The sequence below is a fragment of the Bacillus kwashiorkori genome, from assembly GCF_001375515.1.
Classification (GTDB): Bacteria; Bacillota; Bacilli; order Bacillales; family Caldibacillaceae; genus Bacillus_BK; species Bacillus_BK kwashiorkori.
This window is the reverse complement of the sequence record NZ_CTDX01000001.1, coordinates 42,098-60,583: the sequence shown is the minus strand read 5'-3', so window position 1 is coordinate 60,583 and position 18,486 is coordinate 42,098. Positions and strand designations below refer to the sequence as shown.

28 protein-coding genes are annotated in these 18,486 nt (G+C 36.1%); 3 read left to right on the top strand and 25 right to left on the bottom strand.

All coding sequences use genetic code 11. From position 1 onward, the window contains the following. Positions 1-9: 9 nt before the first annotated feature. Positions 10-918 carry a DNA-methyltransferase gene (locus tag BN1242_RS00390; RefSeq protein WP_203226014.1) on the top strand — a complete coding sequence of 303 codons (909 nt, stop codon included), beginning with the start codon at positions 10-12 and terminating at the stop codon, positions 916-918. Positions 919-964: 46 nt separating this feature from the next. Here BN1242_RS00390 and BN1242_RS00385 read toward each other — a convergent pair whose 3' ends face one another. The 9 genes from BN1242_RS00385 to BN1242_RS00355 all read right to left on the bottom strand — a co-directional run bounded on the left by BN1242_RS00385 (position 965) and on the right by BN1242_RS00355 (position 6,115). Then, entirely contained in the window at positions 965-1,750 is a 786-nt protein-coding gene (locus BN1242_RS00385) for an MvaI/BcnI family restriction endonuclease (protein WP_062349890.1), read from the bottom strand. Between the two features lie 297 nt (positions 1,751-2,047). Beyond that, positions 2,048-2,596: a tyrosine-type recombinase/integrase gene (locus tag BN1242_RS00380; protein ID WP_062349889.1), complete on the bottom strand. Its 549-nt coding sequence runs from the start codon at positions 2,594-2,596 to the stop codon at positions 2,048-2,050. 465 nt (positions 2,597-3,061) lie between these two features. Then, entirely contained in the window at positions 3,062-3,322 is a 261-nt protein-coding gene (locus tag BN1242_RS00375) for a hypothetical protein (protein ID WP_062349887.1), read from the bottom strand. A 14-nt stretch (positions 3,323-3,336) separates the two neighbouring features. After that, complete coding sequence (locus BN1242_RS13550) at positions 3,337-3,492, bottom strand: hypothetical protein (RefSeq protein ID WP_158661021.1); 156 nt, start codon at positions 3,490-3,492, stop codon at positions 3,337-3,339. Between the two features lie 167 nt (positions 3,493-3,659). Further along, on the bottom strand, positions 3,660-3,809 hold the full coding sequence (locus BN1242_RS13545; RefSeq protein WP_158661020.1) for a hypothetical protein: 150 nt from the start codon (positions 3,807-3,809) through the stop codon (positions 3,660-3,662). Positions 3,810-3,841: 32 nt separating this feature from the next. Continuing rightward, positions 3,842-4,708 carry an ATP-binding protein gene (locus tag BN1242_RS00370; RefSeq protein WP_062349885.1) on the bottom strand — a complete coding sequence of 289 codons (867 nt, stop codon included), beginning with the start codon at positions 4,706-4,708 and terminating at the stop codon, positions 3,842-3,844. 12 nt (positions 4,709-4,720) lie between these two features. Continuing rightward, a complete protein-coding gene (locus tag BN1242_RS00365) occupies positions 4,721-5,554 on the bottom strand; it encodes a replication protein (RefSeq protein ID WP_062349883.1) in 834 nt (277 codons plus the stop codon). A 29-nt stretch (positions 5,555-5,583) separates the two neighbouring features. Beyond that, positions 5,584-5,856, bottom strand: coding sequence for a helix-turn-helix domain-containing protein (locus BN1242_RS00360; protein WP_062349880.1), 273 nt, complete (start codon positions 5,854-5,856; stop codon positions 5,584-5,586). Continuing rightward, the gene (locus tag BN1242_RS00355; protein ID WP_062349878.1) at positions 5,846-6,115 is read right to left on the bottom strand and encodes a helix-turn-helix domain-containing protein; all 270 of its coding nucleotides are present in this window, start codon (positions 6,113-6,115) and stop codon (positions 5,846-5,848) included. The genes BN1242_RS00360 and BN1242_RS00355 overlap by 11 nt, the downstream gene beginning before the upstream one ends. Positions 6,116-6,248: 133 nt before the next feature. Between BN1242_RS00355 and BN1242_RS12950 the strand changes: the two genes are divergently transcribed. Continuing rightward, positions 6,249-6,776, top strand: a complete 528-nt coding sequence (locus BN1242_RS12950; protein WP_071435376.1) for a helix-turn-helix domain-containing protein — start codon at positions 6,249-6,251, stop codon at positions 6,774-6,776. A 22-nt stretch (positions 6,777-6,798) separates the two neighbouring features. Beyond that, positions 6,799-7,950: a tyrosine-type recombinase/integrase gene (locus BN1242_RS00345; RefSeq protein ID WP_062349876.1), complete on the top strand. Its 1,152-nt coding sequence runs from the start codon at positions 6,799-6,801 to the stop codon at positions 7,948-7,950. 116 nt (positions 7,951-8,066) lie between these two features. On the opposite strand, the gene rpsI is transcribed toward BN1242_RS00345, so the two are convergent. The 16 genes from rpsI to rplO all read right to left on the bottom strand — a co-directional run bounded on the left by rpsI (position 8,067) and on the right by rplO (position 18,477). After that, a complete protein-coding gene (gene rpsI, locus BN1242_RS00340) occupies positions 8,067-8,459 on the bottom strand; it encodes a 30S ribosomal protein S9 (protein ID WP_062349874.1) in 393 nt (130 codons plus the stop codon). Positions 8,460-8,480: 21 nt separating this feature from the next. Continuing rightward, on the bottom strand, positions 8,481-8,918 hold the full coding sequence (gene rplM / locus BN1242_RS00335) for a 50S ribosomal protein L13 (RefSeq protein WP_062349872.1): 438 nt from the start codon (positions 8,916-8,918) through the stop codon (positions 8,481-8,483). 311 nt (positions 8,919-9,229) lie between these two features. Continuing rightward, positions 9,230-9,967, bottom strand: coding sequence for a tRNA pseudouridine(38-40) synthase TruA (truA, locus tag BN1242_RS00330; protein WP_062349871.1), 738 nt, complete (start codon positions 9,965-9,967; stop codon positions 9,230-9,232). Between the two features lie 53 nt (positions 9,968-10,020). Then, positions 10,021-10,818 carry an energy-coupling factor transporter transmembrane component T family protein gene (locus BN1242_RS00325; protein ID WP_062349869.1) on the bottom strand — a complete coding sequence of 266 codons (798 nt, stop codon included), beginning with the start codon at positions 10,816-10,818 and terminating at the stop codon, positions 10,021-10,023. After that, complete coding sequence (locus BN1242_RS00320) at positions 10,815-11,684, bottom strand: energy-coupling factor ABC transporter ATP-binding protein (protein WP_062349867.1); 870 nt, start codon at positions 11,682-11,684, stop codon at positions 10,815-10,817. The genes BN1242_RS00325 and BN1242_RS00320 overlap by 4 nt, the downstream gene beginning before the upstream one ends. Next, positions 11,660-12,499: an energy-coupling factor ABC transporter ATP-binding protein gene (locus BN1242_RS00315; protein ID WP_062349865.1), complete on the bottom strand. Its 840-nt coding sequence runs from the start codon at positions 12,497-12,499 to the stop codon at positions 11,660-11,662. Before BN1242_RS00315 ends, BN1242_RS00320 begins: the two co-directional genes overlap by 25 nt. Before the next feature lie 483 nt (positions 12,500-12,982). Beyond that, positions 12,983-13,345 carry a 50S ribosomal protein L17 gene (gene rplQ, locus BN1242_RS00310; protein WP_062349864.1) on the bottom strand — a complete coding sequence of 121 codons (363 nt, stop codon included), beginning with the start codon at positions 13,343-13,345 and terminating at the stop codon, positions 12,983-12,985. Positions 13,346-13,397: 52 nt separating this feature from the next. Continuing rightward, positions 13,398-14,342 carry a DNA-directed RNA polymerase subunit alpha gene (locus tag BN1242_RS00305; RefSeq protein ID WP_062349862.1) on the bottom strand — a complete coding sequence of 315 codons (945 nt, stop codon included), beginning with the start codon at positions 14,340-14,342 and terminating at the stop codon, positions 13,398-13,400. A 167-nt stretch (positions 14,343-14,509) separates the two neighbouring features. Next, entirely contained in the window at positions 14,510-14,899 is a 390-nt protein-coding gene (gene rpsK, locus BN1242_RS00300; RefSeq protein WP_062349860.1) for a 30S ribosomal protein S11, read from the bottom strand. A gap of 21 nt (positions 14,900-14,920) precedes the next feature. Further along, positions 14,921-15,286 carry a 30S ribosomal protein S13 gene (gene rpsM / locus BN1242_RS00295; RefSeq protein ID WP_062349857.1) on the bottom strand — a complete coding sequence of 122 codons (366 nt, stop codon included), beginning with the start codon at positions 15,284-15,286 and terminating at the stop codon, positions 14,921-14,923. A gap of 21 nt (positions 15,287-15,307) precedes the next feature. Next, on the bottom strand, positions 15,308-15,421 hold the full coding sequence (rpmJ, locus tag BN1242_RS00290) for a 50S ribosomal protein L36 (protein ID WP_003156543.1): 114 nt from the start codon (positions 15,419-15,421) through the stop codon (positions 15,308-15,310). Between the two features lie 49 nt (positions 15,422-15,470). Then, positions 15,471-15,689 (bottom strand): translation initiation factor IF-1, encoded by a 219-nt coding sequence (gene infA / locus BN1242_RS00285; RefSeq protein WP_062349855.1) that lies wholly within the window; start codon positions 15,687-15,689, stop codon positions 15,471-15,473. Then, positions 15,667-16,008 carry an RNA-binding protein gene (locus BN1242_RS00280; RefSeq protein WP_420805991.1) on the bottom strand — a complete coding sequence of 114 codons (342 nt, stop codon included), beginning with the start codon at positions 16,006-16,008 and terminating at the stop codon, positions 15,667-15,669. The genes infA and BN1242_RS00280 overlap by 23 nt, the downstream gene beginning before the upstream one ends. A gap of 32 nt (positions 16,009-16,040) precedes the next feature. Next, positions 16,041-16,685, bottom strand: coding sequence for an adenylate kinase (locus BN1242_RS00275; protein ID WP_062349851.1), 645 nt, complete (start codon positions 16,683-16,685; stop codon positions 16,041-16,043). Between the two features lie 59 nt (positions 16,686-16,744). Continuing rightward, positions 16,745-18,037, bottom strand: coding sequence for a preprotein translocase subunit SecY (gene secY / locus BN1242_RS00270; protein WP_062349849.1), 1,293 nt, complete (start codon positions 18,035-18,037; stop codon positions 16,745-16,747). After that, complete coding sequence (rplO, locus tag BN1242_RS00265) at positions 18,037-18,477, bottom strand: 50S ribosomal protein L15 (protein ID WP_062349847.1); 441 nt, start codon at positions 18,475-18,477, stop codon at positions 18,037-18,039. The genes secY and rplO overlap by 1 nt, the downstream gene beginning before the upstream one ends. Between the last annotated feature and the right edge of the window lie 9 nt (positions 18,478-18,486).

Genomic DNA, 18,486 nt, shown 5'->3' with positions numbered 1-18,486 from the left:
GATATAAAAATGACCGAAATGTTAGACCAAGAAACATTACAAGAAATTATGCAAAATGATATAGTAAAAAATACAGATTGTAGAGATATGATTAAAGAAGTACCCGAAAAATCAATCGACTTACTTGTAACTTCCCCTCCCTATTGGGCTAAGCGTGTTTATAATGATGAAAATGAACTGGGTAGCGAAGCTACTCCAGAGCTTTTTGTTAAAGCATTGGCCGACTATTTTGATTTATTTAAACCCTATTTAAAAGATACAGCAAATTTATTTATAAACCTAGGAGACACTTTTTTTGGATCAGGGGCAGGAGCTTGGAAGAAGTACCTTGATGAAAAGGGAGAGGTTACACAAGTTCAAAAAGATAGAAAAGAAAAATATTTTACCACTAAGCCATTACAACCAAAAATTAAGCAGGATGGTAAACTCTATCAAAATAAACAATTACTTTTAATTCCCTCTCGGTTTGCAATTGAAATGCAGAGTCGAGGCTGGATTTTAAGGGATGATATTATTTGGAGGAAACCCAATAGAATCCCAGCTAGTGTTAAGGATAGGTTCAATAATACTTATGAACATGTTTTCCATTTTGTTTCTGCAAAAAAATATTACTTTGATTTAGATTCTGTAAAAGTTATAGGTGCAAATGGTAAACCTAAAAATCCTGGTGATGTTTGGGATATAAATACACAACCATTACACGGTAGTCATACTGCAACTTTCCCAGAAGAATTAGTAGAAAGAATAGTAAAATGTGGTTCACCGGAAAATGGTATAGTTTTTGATCCGTTTATGGGAACAGGGACAAGCTGGATTGTATCAAGAAGATTAAATAGACGCTTTATAGGAGCCGAAATTAATGAGGAATTTTTCAACTTTGCAGTAAATAGATTTCAGGATTCATTGACACTTTTATAAAAGTAAATTCCCCCTCTTATATTAAAAAGGGGGGGATTTTATGCTATTATGTAAGAGTAATATGTTCTGCATAAAGGTCAAAAATTCTACTCTTCCTTATTCTAAATTTTGTACCGTGATTGTGACCTGTTCTAGCATCAAAATCCACATATACAAACCCTTCTTCTAAGCCCCTTAGAAAATTTTCGATATTAAATCCAATAAAAAACTCAAATGATAAATATTTTGTATATTCGATCCCATTTTCCACCTTGGATTGTGCATTCAAAAATAGACAATTATTTAATTTTGTCATCACTTTATCCGTCAGTACATCAAAATCCCAGTATGGCTTTGGTGAAAGCTCAGATGCCCCTACTCTACTAATAACAGAATCCAACCAAACTTGATGGCGAGAGTCAACAAAACTACTGTCAAATGAGATTTGTACTTTTTCATTACTACGGTCTACTTCAACCTTAAAACCTCTGTCACTTCTCCCAACGGCATTAATCGTTTGTCTAAAACTCATTTCAGTTTCCGGATAAAGAATACCAGCCTGGTCATGCTTCCAACCATATAAAGGTAATAAAATATTCGGAACAAATTTATACTTCCTCGGAAAAGGCTCCAAATGAAATAGGGTAACTAATGAATTTGAGTGTACACGTTTACTTTTCAATTCCCATTTATCTAAATCTGGAATTGGTAAATTATTTTCAGGAACACCTAATAAATCTTCAAGAAGATTCCCCACCGATCCATGATTACCAGCCCTCGAATTTACAATCCATCCTTTATCAATTATCTTTTCTAAATCCGATAAAACCCAACTTTCAATTGATTCATGCATTACAATCTACACCTCCCTAAAATACCATGCAATACAAACATTACATGATTTCCCAATTATATCATATTACGCATTTTCAAAGATTTTACTTTAGAGATAAGAAAATACGTAACTTCTTATACTATTTTCTTTTACTAAAACTATGGACTGCCACGTAATCCTATTACTTATATAAAAGGAACAAAAAAAGGCTCCTCCGCTATACCTCCAAAAGGAATGGAAGCATAACGAGGAGCTACTTAATTTTTTTTTTTATAGTTGGCATACCCTTAAATGTAATAATAAGGTTAACCAACCTTATAGCACAAAATGGTTGAGTTCATTTTCGATTTCTTCCTCTCTTATCCCTATATACCGCTTCGTTATCATTGGATGACTATGATTTAAAATTTCCTGTAAAGCTGCCACATCTTTCGTCTGCTTATAAAACCAATATCCAAAGGTTTTTCTCATTGTATGGGTACCGACACTCTCCACTTCCGCCATATAAGCCGCTTTCTGCAGCTGACGGTACGCTTGAGTGGTGGTGATGGGCTTATTCCCCTTTCGGCTAGGAAAAAGCCACTGAGAGCCCACTATTTTTACATACGCTTGGATTTCATCATAGATATTTGAAAGATAAATGGTTCTGGGCTTTTTCGTTTTTCCTTCTTTAACAACAACCCGTTTTTTTCTTTTTACATCTGCCACTTTTAGCTGAAGCAAATCACTTACTCGCAACCCTGTATTTATACCAATGAGGAACATAATATAATCCCGCTCCGAACAGAATGTTTTCAGTGCCCATTTCATATCCTCTATCTGCTGCTTATCCCTTATCGGTTGAACATCTTTAATCTGATTCATACTTTTGCCCCTTTTATTTGTTATACCAGTAAAACCCCGTAAAAATAGGGATTTGAATGTACGTTTTTTTAACGAATCATGATAATACAATGAAAAATGGATAAATACAATAACTACGGGGATTTGAATGTAAGAATTTCTATATTATATTACATTCGAAAGATGCAGCAAAAAAGGGTGTGAAAAGAATCACACCCCAATTTGCTATTGATCATCTAAAGAATACTCCCGTTTTATCCAGACATTCCACTTTTTTATAACTTTGCTTATAATGAAAAAGGAACCGCCCTTTAATAATGCCCCTATAAAAAAGGCAAATAAAAAGGTTCCCCTGCCGAGCATTGCAAGAGGAACCATTTGCCAAAAAAGGAGCATGAAATCCAACCAAAGTAAACCGCTGGACTTGGAAACATTGGTAGGTTATCATATTCCAATGCGTGTTTCTGCCTTTTATCTAATTTTAACCTAATTCCATTTTTTGTACCACTCAGAATAATCACTATTAATTGAGCGTTGCTTTTCTTTCTGGTACTGATTAAACTCATCAATTAATCCTTTTTTGGAAAGAAATTCGTGCATTTGCTTATGTTGGATAAAATAAAGCTCGGCTTGTTTGTCTGTTACAAACTCCATACTTTCCTCATATACCACAGGCGGCTGCAATTGCTGTGGTTTTCGTTTTTTTCCTTTTCGTTTGCTATAAGTATCTAGTGTCGTGCTAAACATTTTCCAACCACTCCTTATTTATCAAAAATATTCTCTGGTCGTTTTCGCTTGGCTTTTTCTCTGCGTTCACGTTCTTCTTTTTCCCTTTCCATATCTTCATCAAAAATATTAGAACGCTCTCCATTTACTGCCTTATCCAAGAAGATATTTTCCTCATTTTCTTTTTTCACTGAATTCACACCCCCTTTAAAGAATCGCTTTCTTTTTTTATGACTGGAATAACTGGATTTATTTTTTACAAACCTTTCATATGACTGGAATAACTAAAAGATGCTTTTTTGATAGAAATATATTTAGTAGAGTTCAGCAAGCCAATAATTCAACAAATTTGATGGAATTAGCCGCTATTTCTAACTAAAACTTGCAATTCATAAATTGTCTGTTGCAATTGTTGTTTCAAATCCCTATTAATCACATATTCTCTTGACCATTCAAGCAGGAACACAATATCTTCCATCTCTTTTTGACTGAAACAAATTTTAGACAATGTATGACCCCCTTATTCCTGGAAGATTGAACTTACTTTTTCAATTTTTTTCTATAATCATCTGCAACTACTTCAATAAATTTGGTATCCTTATAAAGACGACTAGTAGTACGCAAACCAATGGCTGTTGGTAAGTGTTTTTCGTTAAAGTTACTGGTGTAGATCGTTGGCTTTCCAATCCTAAGGTTGACGATCTCAAACAGTTCCTTTTTGCTCCAATCAAACTCGTCTTTACTTTTAGCTTCAGAACCCAAATCATCTAATATCAATAGGTTACAACGACTAATATCCCTATAAATATCTTCTTTTGTTTTCATTGAACCTTTATTGAAAGTAGACTGTATTTTTGATAAGAGCTTACCTGTAGTCAAAAATCCAATTAAAAAACCTTCCTTCTTTAGCGTGCGAGCAATAGCAGTCACCAAATGCGTTTTCCCTGACCCAGGATTACCCATTATCAACAAGTTGTATCTGTTACCTTCCATAAAGTCCTTTACATAATCAATTGCAACTCGTTTCGCTTCTAAGAGAGCACTGTTCCCTTCCACTCTAAAGTTTTTGAAGCCAGCTTCCTTTAAATCATTCGGAATCTCCCAATACTCTTTTTCAAATCGTTCTATTAAATATTCATTAGTACTTTTTTTGTTTGCATCAAATACCTTTGCTAGCTCTTTCTGGTCAATGCAAACTTTACAATTAACATTTTGTCCACTGAATACGGATATCCAATCTTTATGCCCATTAATGCGATACTTAGGCACAATCGCAACACCATTACAATTCGCACATTTTCCTTCAAAAAAATTAACCTCGAAATCATCCCGCTCCTTAAGCTCATTGACAAAATGTTTCATGCCTCTTTTCGTCATTTCGAGCATAAAAGGCGTTACATTTTCCACAAATCATACCTCCTAAAAGGGAAGTTCTTTTTCCAGTTCTTTTATCTCAAGTAATTCTTCTTCCGATAAAGATTCGTTTGTATTTTTAATATTGAACATTTCTCCAAGGGATGGAACTCCGCCACTATTCTTATTTCTAAACCTAGCGTCAAATTGAGCGTTATAATCCTTAACAGCCGCCAATGTATAAAGCTTATTATCGTGAAGTTTCTTTAATATCGATTTAACGTATGCTTCTGGGTTATTTGGTTTATGCATTTTTGTCCTATTAATAGTTTCACAAATGATTTCTTCAGGATCTTGAAAGTTGCTATTATTAATCCAATAGTTAAATGCTTGTACTAACCCCTTTGACGGTTTGCCAAATATTTTTTCATACTCGATATATGAGGCTGAATAATCATGCATATCATCCTTTTCCTTAGATTTTTCTTTATGTATTTCTTGGTTGTCTATTTCACCAATAGTTCTATTGGTTGTTTCACCATTAGCTCTATTGTCCGTTTCACCATTGTCTATTTCACCAATGGCTGTTTTGCCAACCCATTCATCATGATTTTTATTAAAGGAAATTTTTCTGTAGCTACCCGATTTAATTTTTTGGAATATAACCCTCCTTTCTTCAAGTCTTTTTAATTCACGTTGGATTTGTCTTGAGTCACAGCCAGTAGCTTTACTCAAGAAGGAAAGGGACATATCATGCCATTTTCTATTGAATCCATAGGTATAACGCCAAATGATGAATAGAATACGATACTGAGTTGGACTTAACTTGATTTTTGCAATTTCCTCCAAGATTTCATTAGCTATCTTTGTATAACCATTTTCCAACTGTACATTAGCCATCTCACCTCACCCGTTTCAATTCTCTTTTATTACCCTGAACTGCGTCTCATCCATCTTTGAAGATCACTTCGATTCAGCCGAATAACTTGTCCCCTCTGGAAAAAGGGAATTTCCTTTTCAGCTATCATTTTACGAACGGTAGGAACACTTACTTTTAAATACTCTGCTGCTTCCCGTATTGTCATGATTTCTTCGTTACTGTTTTCAACCCACGCTTCTTTCACTATATCTTGTAAAACTTCCCTTAGTTCCTCCCTGTCTACTAATATCGTTCCTTCAGGCAATTCTAGTTTAAAATTCATTTAGCTCCTCCCCTTTGACTTCAATATGAGTACAAAAATAATCAATATCTTTCTCTAGGGATATTGCTAGCTGTTGGATAGTAGAAAGACGAACTCTCTTTTTGTTTCCCCTTTCAATTTCCCCTATGGTTTTTCTAGTAACCCCCGACTCATTAGCTAATTTTGAGATCGTCCAATCCTTCTCGACCCGAGCCAACCTTATTTTAGTTCCATCAATTTTTAAATTTTTCCTTTGAGTAATTTCGACTGTGCAATCCAACTTTCAACACCCCCTCGTTACTCATTTTGGGTACAAATTTATATTAGCAATACATTTTGAGTAATTCAAGTTGATTTTTGTATTCGAATTGTGTAATATTTACTTGTAACTACTCATAAAGGAGGAATAATAAATGGTCGGAGAACGAATTAGGCAGTTAAGAAAAGAGAGAAACATGACGTTAAGAGAACTAGCAGATGAACTTGGTGTTGCTTTTACCACTTTGGGTAATTACGAGCGGGGGGATAGAGAGCCTGAGCTTGAATTCATCTTTAAAGTTGCTAAATACTTTAGTGTATCTGTTGATTATATAACTGGCTATAAAGATGTAAGGAATTATGATGAATTTCTATTGATGAATGATTTTAACAATATTTCAGAAGTCCTTAATTATGCAGATCCAGAGACTAAAAAATTACTATTAAATATGTTCCAAAGGTTGACCGCACTAACATATGACATTCCACGGTCAAAAAATCATAAGGAAGCCGAGCTATTAAATCAAATCATAGAATCGACATTTAATATTAAAAACGGTCTAGGTCTTGGAATACTGAAAGTTGCTGACAACAAGTTTGAATATGCAAAGAGATTTTTAAAGGAGAAGGAAAAAATTGACAAGAGTTATAACAGCCTTCTTGAAATATACACAGAAAAATAATTACTAAGGAGAGGTAGAGACTATGGCATCATTTCAAAAGTATCAAACAAAACAAGGTCAATTATGGATGTTTAAAATGGATACAGGGATAAACCCCGAAACAGGGAAAAGGCAAACTGCCACTCGCAGAGGTTTTAAAACAAAGAAAGAGGCACAAGCTGCTGCAGCTAAATTTGAACAGGAAATTGAAAACGGGTTGCTTATAAATAATAACAACCTAACCTATGAAGAAGTTTATAAACAGTGGTTTGAAAATCATTCCAAAACAATAAAGCCTAGCACTAAAAAAACAATTGAATCCAAGTTTAACAAGCATATACTGCCCAGATTTGGAAAGCTGAAAATAAAGGAAATTACAAAGATGTATTGCCAAAAAGTCATTAATGAATTAGCTGAATCAATCACATCTGTAAATGATTATAAAATACAAGCCAACCAAGTTTTTAAATATGCTATGAAGATGGATATTATTTTAAAGAATCCAATGGAATACGTAACCATCCCTAAAAGAGAAGAAGAGTTAATTGCAAGCATAGATGGCGGAGAAGAAAGAAACTACTGGAGAAAAGACGAAATAAAAAGGTTCCTCTCCATCGCAAAGAATGAGTTAACCCAACGTGATCATTTATTATTTCATCTTTTAATTTATACTGGTGCTCGTAAAGGCGAAGTTTTAGCCCTTACTTGGGATGATATTGATTTTAAGGCAGGTACAATCCATTTCGGAAAGACCCTCTTCTTTAATAACGGAAAGCATTACTTTCAGCAGCCCAAAACGGCAACGTCAAAGCGTTCAATTAGCTTAGACACCAAAACCCTATCTCTACTTAAAAAATGGCGTACAAGGCTAAAAGAGGCGAATTTGGCTAATCCTAACTTATTTGAAGATAACAACCTAGTTTTTACAAGGGATGATGGATTACCACTACGTTTGGCTTACCCTAATGACAAACTTAATATCGTAATTGAAAAGCATAAACTTCATAAGATTTCGATTCACGGCTTACGTCATACCCACGCATCATTATTATTCGAGGCAGGAGCAAGTATCAAAGAAGTTCAGGAACGGTTAGGGCATTCTGATATTCAAATGACCATGAATATCTATACCCACGTAACCGACCACGTAAAAGAGCAAACCGCACAAAAATTTGAGAAGTACATTGAACTATGAGTGTGGTCAGAAGTGGTCAGAAAAATTCTCGTGGTCAAAATGTGGTCACAGGCTCTTTTCAGGCATAAAAAAGACCCTTTCCACAAAGTGAAAAGAGCCTTCGAAACGTAGATATATTAACGTTTTGAGAACTGAGGTGCACGACGAGCGCCTTTAAGACCGTATTTTTTACGTTCTTTCATACGAGCGTCACGAGTTAATAGACCTGCACGTTTTAATGTTGAGCGGAATTCTGGATCAGCTTGAAGTAATGCACGAGCAATACCGTGGCGAATAGCGCCTGCTTGACCAGTGTAACCTCCACCGTGAACATTTACTAATACATCATAGCTGCCAACTGTTTCCGTTGCAACTAATGGTTGTTTTACAACTTCACGTAAAGCTGCGAATGGAATATAAGTTTCGATATCACGATTGTTAATTACGATTTTACCATCGCCTGGTACTAAACGTACACGAGCAACAGAACTTTTTCTCCGTCCAGTTCCGTAGTATTGAACTTTAGCCAAGATTATTTCCCTCCTTCAATATTAACCGCGTAATTCATACATTTCTGGTTTTTGAGCTTCATGTGGATGTTCGCTGCCTGCATACACATGTAATTTTTTAAACATTTGACGTCCTAATGTACCTTTTGGTAGCATACCGCGGATAGCTAACTCAAGCATTCTTTCAGGATAGTTTGTGCGCATTTCTAAAGCTGTTCTAGCTTTCAAACCACCTGGATGTTGGCTATGGCGATAATACATTTTGTCAGTTAACTTTTTACCTGTTAATTCAATTTGAGATGCATTAATAATAATTACATGGTCACCAGTATCAATATGCGGAGTAAACGTTGGTTTATGTTTTCCGCGTAAAATCATTGCAACTTCACTAGCTAAACGGCCAAGCGTTTTACCTGCCGCATCAACTACGTACCATTTGCGCTCAATTTCTTGTGGCTTAGCCATATAAGTTGTACGCATTTGTTACCCTCCTAAATAAATCAATGTTTTATTTCATCATAATAAGTTTCCGGGGCTTATCATGGAATAAACAATGTACCATATGATATAATACCTTTTTTTAAACCCTAATGTCAAGCTAATGTAACGCCTGGAGACGTTGTTATTCAAAAAAATATTTACCAATTTTGTTCTCGAATTCTTGCTTGCTTTACTCCATTGGAAACAAAATAACAATAATAAGAAAAAATATATCCGTATTAATCTCTTTTATTATTCCGTACGTACACGAATAATCTAAGTCCAGTTATAACAAGACGGTGCCAACTTTTTTAATAATAGTCCACCTTCATTAAATATAAGCCGTGGCCTGGCGCCGTTTTCCCTGCAAACGCCCGGTCTTTTTTTGCAATAATAATCGGTATCTCCTCTGCTTTTCGCGCTCCGATACCAACTTCTAAAACGGTACCAACTATTATACGAACCATATTATATAAAAAACCATTCCCTTTTATTTGAAAAATGAGTTCACCATTTTGCTCCTGCAGATCGATATGGTAAATCGTTCTAATGTGATCGGTGACCGACGTTTTTGCCGAACAAAAGCTGGAAAAGTCATGTTCTCCGAGTAAGTATCCTATCGCCTCATTCATCGCTAATAAGTCTAAACTATATGGAAAATGGTAAGCATAGTTTCTCATAAAGGGATCCTTATCCTTCTTTAAGGAAACTTTGTAATGATATTCTTTTGCTGTTGCGGAAAACCGCGCATGGAACTCCGTACTCACAAATTCTACGCTCGATATGACAATATCCTCGGGTAGCATCGAGTTTAATGCCCTTTTCCATTGGTCTTTTTGCATATGAATATTTGAGTCGAAATGAAATACTTGACCTACTGCATGAACTTTCCCATCTGTTCGACCTGAGGCATGGATTCTCACCTCTTGGCGATGCATTTTAGCAAGCACCTTTTCAATCTCACCTTGAATCGTCCTTACATTTGGCTGTATTTGGAATCCAGCAAAATTTGTACCATCATAAGCTACTATACATTTCATTCGCTCCATAATATAACGCTCCAAAATGATTCTTAGTTATTAAATTTCGTCTCATAACAATATTAACTTCTCAGTAAAATCAACAGCACCAATAAAGCAATCATCACAAAAAAGGCAAAAAAGTCACTAGAACCCATTTTTAGCAACCGGTATTTCGTCCGACCCTCTCCACCGCGATAACCTCTAGCCTCCATTGCAATTGCCAATTCTTCAGCGCGCTTAAATGAACTAATAAAAAGTGGAATTAAGAGCGGGACTACTGCTTTTGCACGTTGTTTCAAAGAACCACTGGAGAAATCCACACCTCTAGCCATTTGTGCCTTCATTATTTTATCCGTTTCATCCATTAATGTCGGTATAAAACGTAAGGCAATAGACATCATTAACGCCAGTTCATGTACTGGGAATCGCATTTTTTTTAATGGATTTAATAAAGTTTCAATACCATCCGTTATTTCAATTGGTGTTGTCGTTAAAGTTAACAGGGAAGCTACTAATATTAAAAATGTAAATCTTAAAGATATAAAAATCGCTTGGCGAAGACCATCTTCATAAATTTTGAACCAACCAAACTCAAATATTACCGCTCCTTGTTTCGTAAAGAAAATATGCAATAAAAACGTAAAAATAACAAGAAAGAGCAAGAATTTTAACCCATTAAATAAAAACTTGGGTGGAATATTAGACAAAAAGATAGCCAAAAAAGTAAATACAGCTAACAAACTATAAGTAATTGGATTGTTCGCTAGAAATACGATACATATAAAAAGAATAACGATTAATAGTTTCGTCCGTGGATCCATTTTATGCAAAATAGACTCAACAGGGATATAGCGACCAAATATCATTTTTTCCATCATGATTGTTTCCCCCGTTGGTTTATTTGCTTGATAGAGTGTACTAAGGATTCCATAGTTAACGTTGTATTTCCTATAGATCTACCTAGTTTTCGTTCCAGTTTTAATTGAAAGCGAATAGTTTCCGGTACATCTAACCCAAGTTCTATCAATTCCTGCGGTTGTGAAAAAATTTCATTAGGGCTCCCTTTTCGATAAACGGTACCTTTATGCATAACGATAATCGTATCTGCATACTTTGAAGCATCTTCCATACTATGTGTGACTAGGACAATGGAAATGCCTCGTTCTTGATGGAGGCGATGGAACATTTCCATAATTTCATGACGTCCGCGCGGGTCTAACCCTGCTGTTGGCTCATCAAGAACAAGAACTTCCGGGTTCATGGCTAGTACTCCAGCGATGGCTACCCTACGCATTTGCCCACCTGATAGATCAAATGGGGATTTAGATAAAATTTCTTCAGGTAGTCCTACTTGTTGTAACACTTCCTTCGCCCGCTTTCTTGCCTCCTCCTCTGTTACCCCAAAATTAATCGGTCCGAAACAAATATCCTTTTCTACCGTTTCATCAAACAGCTGATGTTCTGGAAATTGAAATACAATACCGACTCTTTGGCGAATCGGTTTTAAATTCTTTTCCTTCACTCCACCTACGATTTTTTTATCACCTATAATGATTTCCCCGCTTGTTGGTTGTAATAATCCGTTTAAATGTTGCAGTAATGTTGACTTTCCTGAACCGGTATGTCCAATAATGGCCGTATAACTGTTTGGTGAAATGGAGATTGTTATATCATGAATTGCTAAACGCTCAAAAGGAGTATTTTTTTGATAACGATATTCTAGTTTGTTTGTACGTATTTCCATAGATAATTCACCAACTTATCTTCATCCATTATTTCACCAGGAATTTCAAAGCCATGTTGATTTAATAGTTTCACCAATTTATGTGTAAAAGGGATATCCAAGCCCAATTGATAAAGTTGTTCATCCATCTCAAAAATTTGCTTCGGATTTCCTTCTGAATACACTTTGCCACGGTTCATTACAATGATTCGATCTGCTCTTGCTGCCTCTTCTAGGTCATGGGTAATCGATATAATCGTTAAGTTTTCTTCTTTCCTAAGCTTGTTAATCGTTTCATACACTTCTTGTCTTCCACGAGGATCAAGCATCGATGTTGCTTCATCTAAAATAATTATTTTCGGACGCAATGCTAAGACACTTGCAATTGCCACCCGCTGTTTTTGTCCTCCAGATAAGTGGTGAGGCTCTTGGTTAAGAAAGTCTTGCATATTAACTTTTTTCAAGGAATCATGTACGCGTTTTACCATTTCATCCCTTTCAATCCCGTGATTTTCTAAACCAAAAGCCACATCATCTTGTACCGTTGTTCCGACAAATTGATTGTCCGGATTTTGGAAAACCATGCCTACTTTTTTTCTAATATCCCAAATAGATTCCTCATTCAAGGAAAGTTCGGCAACTTTTATCATGCCTGCCTCCGGGAATAATAGAGCATTCATTAGTTTTGCAATCGTTGACTTTCCTGAGCCATTATGACCTACAATTGCAAGCCATTCCCCTTCAAACACGGAAAAATTCACTTCGTTTAACGCATATGGCTCATTTTCATCATAACGAAATGATACATTTTCAAATTGAACAATTGGTTTTTTCAACTCGAATCCTCCTCTCAACTCTACTTCACTCTGCTCTGCTATTCTAAATATAGTTTATAATAAGGCAATGTTTAAGGACAATATATATCAGCATAAACGTCTTATGTTTCTGGTAGTTTTACAGCTCCTATAATAAAAAAAGCCTGCACCCTATTTATGCAGTCTGTACGAATGATGAGACATAATTTCATTGTATTAAAAAAAATAGTATTTGTCTCCTCGTTTATAAAATTGTTCATAAATAGGGTACTAGAGCTAGACAAAGGTTTTTCCCTTATCATCGCGCTCCACTTTTTTCACTTTGAACTATCAGATTATTACGAATGACGTAGTTAAAAGAAAAGGGCAGATTTCTTGCCCTATGTTCATCATTAGCAGTACGACTATTTAGGAGCGACAGTCTCTTTTCCAAGTCTTACACTTTCAGAGCAGAGAGGTAGACTCCTAAAAGCCGCAAGCCAATTAGCGATAGTGAACTAGTAATTAAACTAACTCAATTACTACCATAGGCGCTCCATCTCCACGACGAGGACCTACTTTCATAATTCTAGTATAACCACCTTGGCGTTCTGCATAACGTGGTGCAATGTCAGCAAATAATTTTTGAACTGCATCTTGATTATTTTCTTCATTAGCAACTTCATGGCGAACGAAAGCAGCAGCTTGACGGCGTGCATGAAGATCACCGCGTTTACCTAAAGTAATTAATTTTTCAACAACTGAACGTAATTCTTTCGCACGAGCTTCTGTTGTTTCGATACGCTCATTTATAATTAAGTCTGTTGCTAAATCACGAAGTAAAGCTTTACGTTGGTCGCTAGTACGTCCTAACTTTCTATATGACATATCGTTTCCCTCCTTTATGAAGCCAAGTTGACAGATAATTAGTAGATATGTTTTAGTCGTCTTTTCTCAAACCTAATCCTAATTCTTCTAATTTCGCTTTTACTTCTTCAAGAGATTTTCGGCCTAAGTTTCGAACTTTCATCATATCTTCTTCTGTTTTATTTGCAAGTTCTTGAACTGTATTAATTCCAGCACGTTTTAAGCAATTATAAGAACGTACGGATAAGTCAAGTTCTTCAATTGTCATTTCTAGTACTTTTTCTTTTTGGTCTTCTTCTTTTTCAACCATTATTTCCGCATGTTGAGCTTCATCTGTCATGCTAACAAAAATATTTAAATGCTCTGTTAAGATCTTCGCACCTAAAGAGATAGCTTCTTTCGGTCCAATACTTCCATCCGTCCAAACTTCTAAAGTAAGTTTATCATAGTTTGTATCTTGCCCGACACGAGTGTTTTCAACTTGGTATGATACACGAGATACAGGCGTATAAATAGAATCAATTGGAATCACGCCAATTGGTTGGTCATCCCGTTTATTTTGATCAGCAACCGTATATCCGCGACCACGTCTTGCTGTTAATCTCATTCTTAAACTACCATTTTTCGCAAGCTCAGCAATGTGTAAATCAGGATTTAAAATTTCCACATCACTATCATGGGTAATATCAGCAGCAGTAATAACACCTTCGCCTTGAACATCTATTTCTAGTACTTTTTCTTCATCTGAATAGATTTTTAGTGCTAGTTTCTTTATGTTCAATATGATAGTCGTTACATCCTCCACGACGCCTTCGATAGTTGAAAACTCATGTAGTACGCCATCTACTTGAATAGATGTGACAGCGGCACCTGGGAGTGATGATAGCAGGATACGACGTAAGGAGTTACCCAAAGTTGTACCATATCCACGCTCAAGTGGCTCTACGACGAACTTTCCGAATTTGGCGTCATCGCTGATCTCAACTGTCTCAATTTTCGGTTTTTCAATTTCGATCATTCAAATTTACCCTCCTTCAAAACGTCGAAACCCCGGCAAAAAATTCTCTTTACCGAAATTCCCCCATACAAGTATTCCCGATTGTGCACAACATATATGTTTTCTTATTTTAAAAATACTGTATCATAACCCATTATAGACAATGATACAAAATCTATACACAAAAATTATACACGACGACGTTTTGGTGGACGGCAACCATTATGAGGAACTGGAGTTACGTCTTTAATGGCTGTAACTTCAAGACCTGCAGCTTGCAATGCACGTATCGCAGCTTCACGACCAGCACCAGGACCCTTTACGTTAACTTCTAAAGATCTTAATCCATGTTCCATTGATACTTTTGCAGCAGTTTCTGCAGCCATTTGAGCAGCAAATGGAGTTGATTTACGAGATCCTTTAAATCCTAATGCACCAGCACTTGACCATGCGATTGCATTACCATGTGAATCAGTAATAGTCACGATTGTATTATTGAAAGTGGAACGAATATGAGCAACACCGTTCTCAATATTCTTTTTAACACGACGTTTACGAGTATTTGTTTTCCGTGCCATCTTAGCAACCTCCTTTACTTATTATTTCTTCTTATTAGCAACTGTTTTACGTGGACCTTTACGAGTACGAGCATTATTTTTTGTGTTTTGTCCACGAACAGGTAATCCACGACGATGACGAACTCCACGGTAAGAACCAATTTCCATTAAACGTTTAATGTTTAAGGAAACTTCACGGCGAAGGTCACCTTCTACTTTTAATTTATCAATGATGTCGCGAATTTTATTTAATTCGTCTTCCGTTAAATCACGAACACGAGTATCTTCTGAAACACCTGCTTCAGCTAAGATTTTTTGTGCTGTTGGTTTGCCAATTCCGAAAATATATGTCAAAGAAATAACAACACGTTTGTCACGTGGAATGTCTACACCAGCAATACGTGCCAAGATCAAGCACCTCCTTCTAAATTATCCTTGTTTTTGTTTATGTTTAGGGTTTTCACAAATAACCATTACTTTTCCTTTTCTGCGAATAACCTTACATTTTTCACAAATTGGTTTCACAGATGGTCTGACTTTCATAAGGTTCAAACCTCCTTCTAATCGGAGTTCCGTTTTTTATTCTGACTACTTATTTAAAACGATAAGTTATTCTTCCTCGAGTTAAATCGTATGGTGATAACTCAACGGTTACTTTATCACCAGGTAAAATGCGAATGAAGTGCATTCTAATTTTGCCAGATACGTGAGCAAGAACTACGTGCCCATTCTCTAACTCCACTTTAAACATCGCATTTGGCAAAGTTTCAATAACTGTACCTTCCACTTCAATTACATCGTCTTTCGCCATTCAGATCGTCTCCCTTCTCTTCGATCAAGTACTCCGAACGAAACTTATTTAAAGCATATCGAAGTTTCCCATTTGTCACTCGACCGGTTTGTAATAGACTGTCTCTTACTTCAGGGGAAACATATGAACATATTTCTAAATGTCTCGTATTTTTCTTTTTCGGTTGGTCAAATCTTTTTTTTTCACCATCTGCAATAAGAACGATACGATCATTTATATGTTCGATAATCACTGCATATTGTCCGGCATCTCGACCCTTTAATATTCGTACAACGTAACCGATAAGTGAACCCGAATCAGGATCAACCAAATCAATCACCTTCACATAGGTATTATCTAGCTTTTTGATCTTTATTTTGCGAATAACTGTTCAATATCTTCAAACACTTTGGCAATCTCTTGCAAACCATTAATATTTTTCAAATAGCCTTTTTCAGCATAAAAATCTAATAATGGTTGCATTTGCCTTGTGTTGACTTCTAAACGATTTTGAACAGTATCAGCATTATCATCTGCGCGTTGGTATAACTCTCCACCACATTTATCGCAAATGCCAGCTTGTTTCGGTGGGTTAAACACTAGATGATAAGTAGATCCGCATGATTTACAAATTCTTCGACCAGTTAAACGCTCCATTAAAACAGATTGTTCGACATCAATATTGATAACATAGTCGAGTTTTTTTCCTAAGGAGTCCAGTATTTGTTCGAGACTTTCAGCTTGAGGAACCGTTCTCGGAAATCCGTCAAGCAAAAATCCTTTTTCGCAATCTGCTTTACTCAGCCGTTCACGAACGATTCCAACCGTTACTTCGTCAGGAACTAATTCACCTTTATCCATATATGTTTTCGCTTCTAAACCTAGTTTCGTTTCATCCTTTATTGCTTGACGAAACATATCTCCAGTAGAAATATGAGGGATTTGATATTTCTCAACGATTTTTTCAGCTTGAGTACCTTTCCCTGCACCAGGAAGGCCCATTAAAACTAAATTCACCTTCATGCCCCCTCAATTTGTTCAGAAATATTAAATATATGTTTTATAACCTGAACAATTTATTTTATGAAACCTTTATAATGGCGTTTTACCAATTGAGATTCCAATTGTTTCATTGTCTCAAGTGCCACACCAATAACGATTAATAAACTCGTACCGCCAATTTGTACGGAAGATGGCAAGTTTGCAATACTTGTAAAAAATACAGGCAATACTGCAATGACTGCTAAGAAAATAGATCCAACAAATGTTAGACGGTATAACACACGAGTGAAGTATTCCTGAGTTGATCTGCCAGGACGAATACCAGGAATGTAGCCACCTTGTTTCTTTAAGTTGTCAGCTAATTGTTCTGGATTTACTTGAACAAAAGCGTAGAAATAAGTAAATGCAATGATTAACAATACATATATAGCCATTCCAAATGGATTTGAATAGTCAAAGTACTTGACAATCCAATCAGTCACTTTGTTACTACCAAAGAACGATGCAATTGTCGGTGGTGTAATTAAAAATGATACAGCAAAAATGATTGGAATTACGCCTGCTGCATTAACTTTTAACGGTAAGTGAGATGAGTTTCCACCAACAGGACTGCGGCCTGCCACTCTCTTCGCATATTGTATAGGAACTTTTCGATTTGCCTGTTGAATGAATATTACTCCTACTATAATTGCTATAATTAACAACAAGAGGAGAATCATTACTACAATTCGAATAAATAACTGATCTCCAGCATTTTCAAACTGTTGAACATAGATTTGATTAATCATCGTTGGGAAACCAGAAACGATTCCAGCAAAGATAATGATGGAGATACCATTTCCGACACCTTTGGATGTAATCAATTCACCTAACCATAGAAGGAAGGCAGTTCCAGCTGTTAGAACAAGAGCGATTAATAAGTATGACCAGATTGACGTATCTTTAATCAACTGTCCCCCCACTCTCGCGTTAAAACCATAAGACATACCTAAAGCTTGGATAAAGCCGAGTACAATTGTACCATAACGTGTTACTTGAGCAATTTTCCTCCGTCCTACTTCACCTTGTTTTGACCACTCCGTGAATTTAGGAACAACATCCATTTGCAATAGCTGCATAATAATGGAAGCGGTGATATAAGGCATAATACCCATTGCTAGGATGGAGAAATTTTCCAATGCTCCCCCACCAAATATATTGAGAACACCGAAGGCACTCATTTCATGTTCAAACTTCAAAATATTCGCATCTACCCCAGGTACTGGGATAAATGTACCGATGCGAAAAACGATTAGCATTAAAAAAGTGAATAAAATTTTGTCTCGGATATCTTTTACGCGCATAAAATTGGAGATTGTTCGAAACATTATATCACCTCAGTTTGACCGCCTGCAGCTTCAATTGCTTCTTTTGCAGCAGAAGAGAATTTATGGGCTTTTACCGTTAATTTTTTCTCAATAGTACCATTAGCTAAAATTTTGATACCGGATTTTTCTTTGCTAACAATTCCAGTTTCAACTAGAAGTTCTGGTGTAACTTCAGTACCATCTTCAAAACGATTTAATGTTTCTAAATTAACAATTGCATACTCTTTACGATTTATATTAGTAAATCCTCGTTTAGGTAGACGTTGGAATAGAGGAGTTTGACCACCTTCAAAACCAGGACGTACACCTCCGCCAGAACGGGAACCTTGCCCTTTTTGTCCGCGTCCAGATGTTTTACCATGTCCACTGCTTGTTCCGCGACCTACACGTTTTCTATCTTTACGAGAACCTTCCATAGGTTGTAGTTCATGAAGTTTCATTTTGGCACC

Excerpts from the sequence above, each read along its gene's own strand:
- BN1242_RS00390 (WP_203226014.1), top strand. The coding sequence starts at position 10 with ATGACCGAAATGTTAGACCAAGAAACATTACAAGAAATTATGCAAAAT.
- BN1242_RS00385 (WP_062349890.1), bottom strand. The coding sequence starts at position 1,750 with ATGCATGAATCAATTGAAAGTTGGGTTTTATCGGATTTAGAAAAGATA.
- BN1242_RS00380 (WP_062349889.1), bottom strand. The coding sequence starts at position 2,596 with ATGAATCAGATTAAAGATGTTCAACCGATAAGGGATAAGCAGCAGATA.
- BN1242_RS00375 (WP_062349887.1), bottom strand. The coding sequence starts at position 3,322 with ATGTTTAGCACGACACTAGATACTTATAGCAAACGAAAAGGAAAAAAA.
- BN1242_RS00365 (WP_062349883.1), bottom strand. The coding sequence starts at position 5,554 with ATGGCTAATGTACAGTTGGAAAATGGTTATACAAAGATAGCTAATGAA.
- BN1242_RS00360 (WP_062349880.1), bottom strand. The coding sequence starts at position 5,856 with ATGAATTTTAAACTAGAATTGCCTGAAGGAACGATATTAGTAGACAGG.
- BN1242_RS12950 (WP_071435376.1), top strand. The coding sequence starts at position 6,249 with ATGGTCGGAGAACGAATTAGGCAGTTAAGAAAAGAGAGAAACATGACG.
- BN1242_RS00345 (WP_062349876.1), top strand. The coding sequence starts at position 6,799 with ATGGCATCATTTCAAAAGTATCAAACAAAACAAGGTCAATTATGGATG.
- rplM (WP_062349872.1), bottom strand. The coding sequence starts at position 8,918 with ATGCGTACAACTTATATGGCTAAGCCACAAGAAATTGAGCGCAAATGG.
- truA (WP_062349871.1), bottom strand. The coding sequence starts at position 9,967 with ATGGAGCGAATGAAATGTATAGTAGCTTATGATGGTACAAATTTTGCT.
- BN1242_RS00325 (WP_062349869.1), bottom strand. The coding sequence starts at position 10,818 with ATGATGGAAAAAATGATATTTGGTCGCTATATCCCTGTTGAGTCTATT.
- BN1242_RS00320 (WP_062349867.1), bottom strand. The coding sequence starts at position 11,684 with ATGGAAATACGTACAAACAAACTAGAATATCGTTATCAAAAAAATACT.
- rplQ (WP_062349864.1), bottom strand. The coding sequence starts at position 13,345 with ATGTCATATAGAAAGTTAGGACGTACTAGCGACCAACGTAAAGCTTTA.
- BN1242_RS00305 (WP_062349862.1), bottom strand. The coding sequence starts at position 14,342 with ATGATCGAAATTGAAAAACCGAAAATTGAGACAGTTGAGATCAGCGAT.
- rpsK (WP_062349860.1), bottom strand. The coding sequence starts at position 14,899 with ATGGCACGGAAAACAAATACTCGTAAACGTCGTGTTAAAAAGAATATT.
- rpmJ (WP_003156543.1), bottom strand. The coding sequence starts at position 15,421 with ATGAAAGTCAGACCATCTGTGAAACCAATTTGTGAAAAATGTAAGGTT.
- infA (WP_062349855.1), bottom strand. The coding sequence starts at position 15,689 with ATGGCGAAAGACGATGTAATTGAAGTGGAAGGTACAGTTATTGAAACT.
- secY (WP_062349849.1), bottom strand. The coding sequence starts at position 18,037 with ATGTTTCGAACAATCTCCAATTTTATGCGCGTAAAAGATATCCGAGAC.
- rplO (WP_062349847.1), bottom strand. The coding sequence starts at position 18,477 with ATGAAACTTCATGAACTACAACCTATGGAAGGTTCTCGTAAAGATAGA.